The sequence below is a fragment of the Jiangella rhizosphaerae genome (assembly GCF_003579925.1).
Lineage (GTDB): Bacteria > Actinomycetota > Actinomycetes > Jiangellales > Jiangellaceae > Jiangella > Jiangella rhizosphaerae.
The window spans coordinates 24779-34171 of record NZ_QUAL01000180.1 but is presented as its reverse complement, the minus strand read 5'-3'; the positions used below and the strand labels follow the sequence as shown (position 1 = coordinate 34171).

General features: G+C 72.1%; 7 protein-coding genes. 3 read left to right on the top strand and 4 right to left on the bottom strand.

Annotated elements, in window-relative coordinates; translation table 11 throughout:
* Positions 1-90: 90 nt before the first annotated feature.
* The gene (locus tag DY240_RS19445; protein WP_119661499.1) at positions 91-1455 is read right to left on the bottom strand and encodes an ABC transporter substrate-binding protein; all 1365 of its coding nucleotides are present in this window, start codon (positions 1453-1455) and stop codon (positions 91-93) included.
* Positions 1456-1602: 147 nt separating this feature from the next.
* Here DY240_RS19445 and DY240_RS19440 point away from each other — a divergent pair, with 147 nt between their 5' ends.
* The 3 genes from DY240_RS19440 (at position 1603) to DY240_RS19430 (ending at position 5188) form a co-directional block, all read left to right on the top strand.
* On the top strand, positions 1603-2661 hold the full coding sequence (locus tag DY240_RS19440; RefSeq protein ID WP_199701808.1) for a LacI family DNA-binding transcriptional regulator: 1059 nt from the start codon (positions 1603-1605) through the stop codon (positions 2659-2661).
* A gap of 153 nt (positions 2662-2814) precedes the next feature.
* The gene (locus tag DY240_RS19435) at positions 2815-4110 is read left to right on the top strand and encodes a PHB depolymerase family esterase (RefSeq protein ID WP_119661497.1); all 1296 of its coding nucleotides are present in this window, start codon (positions 2815-2817) and stop codon (positions 4108-4110) included.
* Positions 4111-4177: 67 nt separating this feature from the next.
* A complete protein-coding gene (locus DY240_RS19430) occupies positions 4178-5188 on the top strand; it encodes a LacI family DNA-binding transcriptional regulator (RefSeq protein ID WP_119661503.1) in 1011 nt (336 codons plus the stop codon).
* 308 nt (positions 5189-5496) lie between these two features.
* On the opposite strand, the gene DY240_RS19425 is transcribed toward DY240_RS19430, so the two are convergent.
* Genes DY240_RS19425 through DY240_RS19415 form a run of 3 tightly spaced genes read right to left on the bottom strand, consistent with a single transcriptional unit; the run spans position 5497 to position 9388 of the window.
* A complete protein-coding gene (locus DY240_RS19425; RefSeq protein ID WP_119661496.1) occupies positions 5497-7011 on the bottom strand; it encodes an aldehyde dehydrogenase (NADP(+)) in 1515 nt (504 codons plus the stop codon).
* Complete coding sequence (locus DY240_RS19420; RefSeq protein ID WP_119661495.1) at positions 7008-8210, bottom strand: fumarylacetoacetate hydrolase family protein; 1203 nt, start codon at positions 8208-8210, stop codon at positions 7008-7010. The genes DY240_RS19425 and DY240_RS19420 overlap by 4 nt, the downstream gene beginning before the upstream one ends.
* On the bottom strand, positions 8207-9388 hold the full coding sequence (locus DY240_RS19415) for a mandelate racemase/muconate lactonizing enzyme family protein (RefSeq protein WP_119661494.1): 1182 nt from the start codon (positions 9386-9388) through the stop codon (positions 8207-8209). Before DY240_RS19415 ends, DY240_RS19420 begins: the two co-directional genes overlap by 4 nt.
* Positions 9389-9393 lie beyond the last annotated feature (5 nt).

Here is a 9393-nt window from a genome sequence, read left to right as displayed (position 1 = left end):
GTCGTGCCCGGCGGGCGGTCGGGCGGGCCGGCGCCGGCGGGGACCCCGCGGCCGCGACCGCGGGGTCCAGGGTCGGGCGTGCCATCGACGTCAGCTCCCGACCTGACTCTCGTAGTCGCTCTGGACCGTTTGCAGCAGGCCCTCCGGCGTCTGCTCGCCGGCGAACAGCCGCTGCAGCTGTGGCGTCCACGACTGTGCGTAGATGGCGCCGGTGGCGTTGGCGATGAAGTCCATCGCACCGTTGTCCTCGGCGATCCGCGCGCCCGCCGCCAGTGTCTCGGCGGTGACGGTGCCCTCCTGCACCTCGGGCATGGGAGCGTCCGGCAAGCCCATCGGGTGCGACCCGCCGACCTCGACGGCGACCGCCCGCGCCTCGGGATTGGTCGCCACCCAGTCGAGGAAGAACGCCGCGCAGTCGGCATTCGCCGAGTCGGTGCCGACGCCGAACGTCAGCGGCGCGGACATCGTCGCCAATGCGCCGCCCTCCTCCGCCGACGGGAAGAGGAAGAAGCCCACCTCGCCGGGCAGTTGCTGGTCGAGGTTCCCGGACTCCCAGTCGCCGTTGAACATGAACAGCCCGTCGCCGGCGATGAACTTGCTCATCATCGTGGCGTAGTCCATGGCGTTGGCGTCCGGGTCGAAGTAGCCGGCTTTGATCCACTCGTCGAGGTGCTGCACGGCTTCCAGGTTCGACGGGGTGTCGATGGTGGCGCCGTCCTTCTGGAAGATCCAGTCGTTGATCGGGCCCGGCTCGCCGTAGGCGGCCATCAGGTTCTGCAGCGGGAAGGCGAAGCCGCCGGTGGCTCCGCCGTTGAACTGCACGATCGGTGTGACGCCGGCCTGCTGGGCCCGGGCGAGCACGTCGTCGAACTCGGCCAGCGACGTCGGCGGCTCGGTCATGCCGACCTGCGCGGCGAGAGTCTTGTTGTAGAAGACGCCGGTCATGCTGAAGTTCAGGCCCATGGCGTACAGCGAGCCCTCGCCGCGCGGGCGGCCGCCGTCACCCAGCCGCAGCTGCTCCAGCTGCGAGGCCGGCCACTGGTCCCAGCCGAAGGCCGCGGCGTAGCCGTCGAGGTTCTTCAGCAGGCCGTCCTTGACCAGCTCGGACACCTGCGGCAGCCGCATCAGGTCCGGCGGGTCGTCGGCGAGCACGCGGGGCGCGTTCTGGGTGATGACGGCGAACTGGTCCTCGCGGATCTCCCAGGTGACGTTCGGATACTGCGCGGTGAACTCGTCGGTGAGCGCCTTCGGCATCGGGAACCCGGTCTCGAAGTAGGCGTTCATCGTGACCGGGTCCTCGCCGCAGGTCGGCGCGCCGGAGACCGCGGCGTCCGTGGCCGTGTCGGACGGCTCCGAGCTGTTGTTGTCGCCGGGCCCGCCGCAGCCGGCGGCCAGGATGCCGGTCAGCGCGACGGAGCCCAGCGCAACGCGACGGCGGCTGATGCGACGCGACATTGCGTCCCCCTCGGTAGATTTGGGTGACTGACCGGCGGTCCGTGCTGCCGGAGGCCGGTTGCTAAATCGGATTAGCGTGGTTAGTGTTTCGACGGCGCTGTTACCTGTCAAGCACCGATTCCGGTTCGTTATCTTGGAGGTCCTCGGGTGAGCCGACGGCGGGTCACGATGGCCGATGTCGCCAAGCAGGCCGGCGTGTCGCCCACGACGGCGTCGTTGGTCCTGTCCGGGCGGGCGCGTGAGCTGCGCATCTCGCGGGCCGTCGAACAGCGGGTCCTCGAGGCAGCGGAGCAGCTGGCCTACCGGCGCAACATCGTCTCCGTCGGCCTGCGGACCGGCACGACCCGCACCATCGGCTTCGTGTCCGACACGGTCGCGACCACGCGGCTGGCCGGCGACATGATCAAGGGCGCGCTCGAGGGGGCCCGCGAGCGCGGCGTGATGCTGTTCATCGGTGAGACCGAGGGTGAGGCCGACCTGGAGCAGGGGCTGCTCCAGGCGATGCACGACCGCCGGGTCGACGGCATCATCTTCGCCGCGATGTTCACCCGGCCGATGAAGGTGCCGGCAGCTCTGCTGGGCGGGCCGGCCGTGCTGCTCAACGTGGTGCCGAAGCGTTCGGCGGCGCTGCCGTCGATCGTTCCGGACGAGGTCGAGGCCGGCCGTGCGGCGGCACGGATCCTGCTCGACGCCGGGCACCGCGAGGGGATCCACGTCATCGGCGCCGGGCCGCGGCCGCGCGACGTCCCGCCCGACGCCCTCGCCGGCGTCGAGCGGGTCACGGGGATCCGCGAGGTCCTCGCGGAGGCGGGCGTGCAACTGGCGGGCGGGCGGGTCTGCCCCGACTGGCTGCCCGAGTACGGCTACGAGGCGACGATGCAGCTGCTCGCGACCGAGCGGCCGCGGGCGCTCATCTGCCTCAACGACCGCATCGCCTTCGGTGCGTACCAGGCGCTCGACGATCACGCGCTGAAGGTGCCGGCGGACGTCTCCGTGGTCTCCTTCGACGACCATCCGCTCGCCACCTGGATCCGGCCGAAGCTGACCACCATCGCGCTCCCGTTCTACGAGCTCGGCCGCAAGGCGGTCGACGTGCTGTTCGACGTGATCGAGCGGCAGCGCGAGGGCGAGGCCGCGGGCGACGAGAGCCACCGCGTGCCCATGCCGGTGCGCATCCGCGAGTCGGTCGCGCCGCCCGCCGCCTGACGCGCCGCCGGCCGGCGTCGCCACTTGACGTCGGGCGGACGGCACGTCATGCTACGCGCTAATCCGATTTAGCACCCCGCTGACACCCGAATCGGCACTCGTGCCCGGTACCTCGCACCACGCGCAACGTCGCCCGATTGGACGGAGGTCCCCATGATCGTCCGCCGCCTCGCCGGCACCGCCCTGGTCGTCGCCGCACTCGCCGGCGCCCTCGCCGCGCCCGCCCGGGCCGCTGCGCCACCGGCCCGTCCCGGCCCGCCGGGCATCCAGAGCGTCACGCCCATCACCCAGGTCTACACGTACGGCCAGAAGGTCGCGGCGGTCGCCGTCGAGTACTCGGCGCCGGTCAACCCGTGGGAGCTGGACCTGGACACGTTCACCGTCTCCGACAGCATCTACAACTTCCGCTACAACCCGATCGAGGACCTCGCCCGCCGCGCCGACCGCACGGTCACCCGGGTCTACACGAACGACTCGATCGCGCTGAACCCGTACGGACGGTCGACGCCGGGCCGCTACGTCATCGTCGAACTCGCCGCCGACGACCCCGGCGGCAACACCGTCATCGCCGAGGGCCGCTACGTGAAGGTGAACCCGGCCCAGCCGACCCTGGTCGTCCAGAACGAGGACGTGTACGCCCGGCCGGGCAACGGCGTGGGCCGCGGCCGGGTGCTGTCCGACGGGTCGCCGGCGGCCCACCCGCTCAGCGGCGAGTCGGTCGATCTGCTGGCCGATGACTTCGCCCACGAGTCGTTCGTCCAGGGCGGGACGGTGCTCCCGTACGCCTACCACCTGCCCGAGGACTACGACCCGAGCCGCGAGTACCCGCTGGTCGTGATCCTGCCGGGCCACGGCATGGGCTTCAACGGCGCCAACGCCGGCGTCCAGGTGGTCGCCGACATTCCGGCGACCGCGTGGCTGCAGCCGGAGTGGACCGGCACCGACGAGGACGTCATCGTCCTCGCCCCGCAGAACCAGCGGGTCGGCGCCGCCGCGGAGTCGGCGCTCATGGTCGCCCTGGTGAAGAGCTTCATGGCCCGCTTCAGCGTCGCCGCCGACCGCGTCTACGCCTCGACGGTGTCCTACGGCTCCACGCTCGCGTGGCAGACGCTGGCCACCGAGCCCGGACTGTTCACCGCCGTCCTGCTCACCGGCGGGTTCCGGGTCAGCGCGGCGCAGGCCGCCCAGATCGCGGCCGAGCCCACGCCGATCTGGATCACCCACGGCACCAACGACCACCTGCTGCCGGTGGCGTTCGCCCGCGAGTCGGCGGTTCTGCTGCGCGACGCGTACGTGGCCGCCGGCGTCGACCCCACCGAGGCGGCGGAGCTGATCCGCTACACCGAGTACGGGAACGAGGCGTTCTCCGAGCCGGACTACCACGCCGCCTACGGCCCGACGTACGAGGACGCGTCGATCCTGCGGTGGCTGCTGGCTCAGGAGGGATGACGGCCGCACGAGCGACCCTGTCCTCGTGCTGGAGCCGGTGTCGCGCGATGATGGGTGCGTGGTGCGGATGATCGATGTGGCCCGTGAGGCCGGTGTGTCGGCGATGACGGTGTCGAACGTCATCAACGGCCGGCCGGGGGTGAGCGCCGAGACCCGCCTGCGGGTGCTGGCCACCATCTCGAAGCTGGGCTACCAGGTGAACCTCGCCGCGCGCCACCTGCGGGCCGGCCGCACCGGCGCGGTCGGGCTGATCGTCCCCGACATCGACCGGCCGTACTACGCGCAACTGGCCAGCCGGCTCGCCAACGGCGTGGAGAAGCGCGGTCTGCATCTGGTCGTCGAGCGCACGGGCGGCGACGCCGAGCGCGAGCTCGAGGCGATCTCGTTCGGCCGGCTGCGCATGTACGACGGCGTCGTCGTCAGTCCCCTGCGCGTCGACGCCGCCGACCTCGACCAGCTGCGGTTCGAGACGCCGGTCGTGTTCATCGGCGAACGCCCGGTCCCGAAGACCTTCGACCACGTGATGATGGACAACGTCGGCGGTGCCCGGCAGGCGACGCGGCACCTGCTCACGACCGGGTCACGACGCGTCGCGATCATCGGCGGCCGGCACGACGACCACGTCGACGACATGCCGTCGCTGCGGACTCGCGGCTATCGGCAGGCTCACGTCGAGCTCGGCATCGACCTCGACGAGGAGCTCGTCGTCGAGAGCGAGTCGTTCGACCCGACGGCCGGGTTCCGGGCCGTGAAGCGGCTGCACGAGTCCGGCGTCGCGTTCGACGGCGTCTTCGCGCTCACCGACGCCGCCGCGATGGGTGCGCTGAGGGCCCTGGCCGACCTCCGGCTCGACGTGCCGCGCGACGTCCAGGTGATCGGCTTCGACAACGGCAAGGAGACGGAGTTCCTGGTGCCCCGGCTGTCGTCGGTCGAACCGGGTAACCAGGCGATGGCCGACCGTGTGCTGGAGCTGCTGGAGCAGCGGGTGGCCGCGGCCGGCGACGGCGCGAAGCGGGCACCGGACCCGGTGACGACCATCGTCACCGCCCAGCTGGCGCTGCGGGAGTCGACCCGCTGAGCTCGGTGCCCCCGAGCGGTGCTATCGCGAAGACCCCGCCAACGCCGCGACCGGCACACTGCGCCGAACTCGTCCACCCGGCCGGAGATCGGGCTCTTCTGACACATCTGTGGGCGGACTCGGCTCGGCCGGCTCGGTGTGGCGCCCGGGCGGTGATCCACTCGCCGGAGGTGCACCTCACCCGCGCTGGGACCGGATGCGGCAGCGATCCGGCCTCCAAACGGTCCTCAGGCGGGTGAGGTGCACCCCACGCGAGTGACGACGACCCCGCCGCCAACGGCCCATTCGCGGTGGTTCTGCAGCGTGAGTCAGCGCGCCGCTTTCCACTGTCCGTCGACCCGCCGGGGTATCCCGGTGAATCCGTCCCTGAGTTCCTCGGGCAGAATCCAGTCCGCCGCGTTCTGCCAGGCCAGCGGGCGCAGGAAGCGCCGGATCGAGGTGGCGCCCACCGACGTGTGGACGGTGTTCGTCGCCGGCCACGGCCCGCCGTGGTGCTGAGCCCACGAGACGCGCACGCCGGTGGGATAGCCGTCGAAGACGATGCGCCCGGAGCGGGCGGCGAAGAGGTCCACGAGGCGGCGGACGGTGCTTGGGTCGTCACGCTCGACGGCGTGGAGCGAGCCGGTGAGCGACGGGGGAACGACGGCGAGCGCCGCATCGAGCTCGGCGGTGTCGTCGTAGCGGACGACGATCAGGAGCGGGCCGAAGCACTCCTCCGCGATCTGCTCCGACAGCTGCGCGATGCCGATCTCGAGCAAGGCCGGCGCCACGCGGAACCCCGCCTGAGGCGGGACGCCGGGCCGCGCCAGGAGCCGGGTGCCGGCCCGCACCAGCGCGGCCTCCCGCGCGACGAACGCGTCGCGGATCCGCTCGTTCAGCAGCACGGCGCCACCGGCGGCGGCGACCCGGCCACGCAGCTCGTCGACCAGGTGGTCACCGGCGGAACCGGAGGGGACGAAGGCCAGCCCGGGCTTGGTGCACAGCTGGCCGGCCGAGCCGGTGAAGGAGGAGAAGAGCCCGGACGCGATCTCGTCGCCCCGCTCGGCGGCGGCCCCCGGCAGGATCACGATGGGATTCACGCTGCTCAGCTCGCCGTAGAAGGGGATCGGGTCGGCGCGCTCGTCGATGGCGGCCTGGATCGCCCGGGCCGCTCCCAGCGAGCCGGTCAGCGCGGCGGCGCGGACGGCCGGGTGACGCACCAGCGCCAGCCCGGCCTCCTGGCCATACACGATGCCCAGCACGCCGTCGGGTCCGCCGCAGGCGCGCACCGCCGCGGTGATCGCCTCGGCGGACAGCTGCGAGGTCAGCGGGTGCGAGGGGTGGGCCTTCACGACGACGGGGCAGCCGGCGGCCAGCGCCGCGGCCGTGTCGCCGCCGGCGACGGAGAAGGCGAACGGGAAGTTGCTGGCACCGAAGACCGCGACGGGGCCCAGCGCCACGAGCATCCGGCGCACGTCGGGAGCCGGGCCGAGCGGGGTCTCGGCGGCGTGGTCGATGGTCGCCTCGAGGTAGCCGCCGTCGCGGAGGACGTCGGCGAACATCCGGAACTGGTGCGCGGCCCGGGTGAGCTCGGAGTCGAGCCGGTCGTGTCCGAGACCGGTCTCGGACACGGCGGTCGCCACGAGGTCGTCGCGACGCGACTCCAGCGCCGCCGCGACGGCGTCCATGAGGCCGGCCCGGCCGGACCGTCCGATGCCGGTGAGCCAGTCCGACGACGCGGCGGCCGCGGCCGCGACCGCGGCCAGCTCGCGCTCCGTCGTCTCGTGCAGACCGGTGTCGCGGCGCCGGCCGTCCGCGGGGTCGACGGTGCTGACGGCGGTCACAGCAGTCCTCTCGTGGCGAGATTGCCCATGAGCGCGCGGACGCCGAAGTCCCACGGCTCGCAGTCCTCGGCGTGCTGCACCCGGTTGACCAGCGTGCCGAGGGCCGGCGAACCGATCCTGACGATGTCGCCGACCTTGTGGGTGAACCCCTCGCCGGGCCGGTCGCGGTCCTGGATGGGCGCGAACATGGTGCCGAGCATGAGGACGGCGCCGTCGGGATAGTGGTGGTGGCGGCCGATCAGCTGGCGCACCAGGGCGTCGGGGTCACGGGAGATCCGCGACATCTCCGACACCGCGTCGAGGCGGAACCCGTCCGCACCGTCGATGTCGAGACCGACCTCCAGCTCGCGCACCTGCTCCAGGCCGAAACGCTGGTCGAAGAGGCGGATGAACGGCCCCAGCGCACAGGAGGCGTTGTTGTCCTTCGCCTTCGGCAGCAGGAGCGCGGAGCGGCCTTCGACGTCGCGCAGGTTCACGTCGTTGCCGAGCGTCGCGCCGACGATCCGGCCGCTGGACTGGACGATGAGCGCCACCTCGGGCTCGGGGTTGTTCCACGTCGACGCCGCGAGCACGCCGACCGGAACGGCGGTCCCCACCGCCGAGAGGACCTGGCCCTTCGTGAAGATCTCGGCGTCCGGTCCGATCCCGACCTCGAGGTACTGGCTCCACGCGCCTTCGGCCATCAGGAGATCCTTCAGACGCGAGGCCTCCTCGGAGCCGGGGGTCAGGTCGTGGAAGTCGTCGCCGACGTCGGCGAGCATCCGGCGGCGGATTTCCGCGGCGAGCGTGAGGTCGCCGCGGGCCCGTTCCTCGATGACGCGTTCGATCATCGACACGGCGAACGTCACCCCCGCGGCCTTCAACGCCTGCAGGTCCACGGGCGCCAGTAGCCACGGACGGGTGAGGTCGCGGGCCGCCGCTCCCGTGTTGGCCAGCACCTCCGCGAGGTCCGCCACCGGCCTGCCGTCGAGACCGGCGACGACGGCGGCCGGGTCGGGCAGCTCGCAGATGTCGCTGACGGTCGGGAAGCGGTCGCTGAGGTCGAGCAGCCGGCCGTCGCGGACGACGACGGGTGACGGCCCGCCCGCGGCCGGGTCCCAGACGCGGCCGATCAGCACGCTGTCGGCCGCATCGGCAGGCAGCGCGTCGGCGGCCGTCCCGAACCAGGAGTCGGCCGCCTCGGGCGCGGGCACGGTCATTCGTCGGCTCCCAGGTTGAAGAAGGATCGCTCGTCGTGGGGACGGATGTCGTAGACGGCGTCGTCGAACAGCCGCATCGGGTGCGGCGTGAACGGATGGCGCGCGATGGCCTCCAGGTCGAGCTCGATGCCGAGTCCGGCACGGGTGGGGATCAGGACGTCGCCCTGCTCGGTCAGTGTCAGGCGTTCGTTGGTGATCTCCGGACGCCACGGGACGTCGGTGGCCATGATCTCCAGGTACCGGAAGTTCGGCAGGCAGGCGCCGAGCTGCAGCGTCGCGGCGGTGCTCAACGGCCCGCTGGGGTTGTGCGGCGCGAACCCGACGTAGTGGGTCGCGGCGAGCGTCGAGATGAAGGCCAGCTCCGCGAGGCCGCCGGCGTGGGTCACGTCGGGCTGGACGAAGTCGACGGCCTGCCGGGCGAGGGCGGGAGCGAAGCCCTGCCGCCCGAACCAGCGTTCGCCGGCCGCGATCGGCACCGGCGAGGCCCGGCGGATGTCGGCCAGCGCGTCGAGGTTGTCCGGCGGGCACGGCTCCTCGAACCAGATCGGGTCGAACTGCGCGATCTCGCGGGCGACCTTGATCGCGTGGTGGACGTCGAAACGCCCGTGGCCCTCGATGAACAGCTCGACGTCGGGCCCGACGGCCGAGCGGACCGCGTCGAGCTGCGCCAGCACGCGATCCAGCTGCCGGGACGTGATGACGAGGTCGTAGTTCTCGAACGGATCCCACTTGAGCCCGCGGAACCCGGTGGCGACGGTGCGCTCGGCCGCGGCCGCGTAGTCCTCCGGTGTCGCGGCGCCGGAGAACCAGCCGTTCGCGTAGGCGCGCACCCGGTCACGCGTGGCCCCGCCGAACAGCCGGGAGACCGGCACGCCCAGGTCGCGGGCGGAGATGTCCCACAACGCCATCTCCAAGGAGCTCAGCGCCGTCATGATGACCGGGCCGCCGCGCCAGTACCAGTCGCGCGTCAGCTCGTAGACGATCCCGGAGATCCGGGTGGGATCGAGGCCGGTCACCGCCTCGGCGAGTTCCGCGATCGCCCCCTGCACGGCCCGCTCCTTGCCCTCGAGCGTCGCCTCGCCGAGCCCGACGACGCCCTCGTCGGTCGAGACGCGCACGATGACGAGGTTGGTGCGGTAGAAGTCGACGACGAAGGTGTCGACCGAAGTGATCTTCATATCGT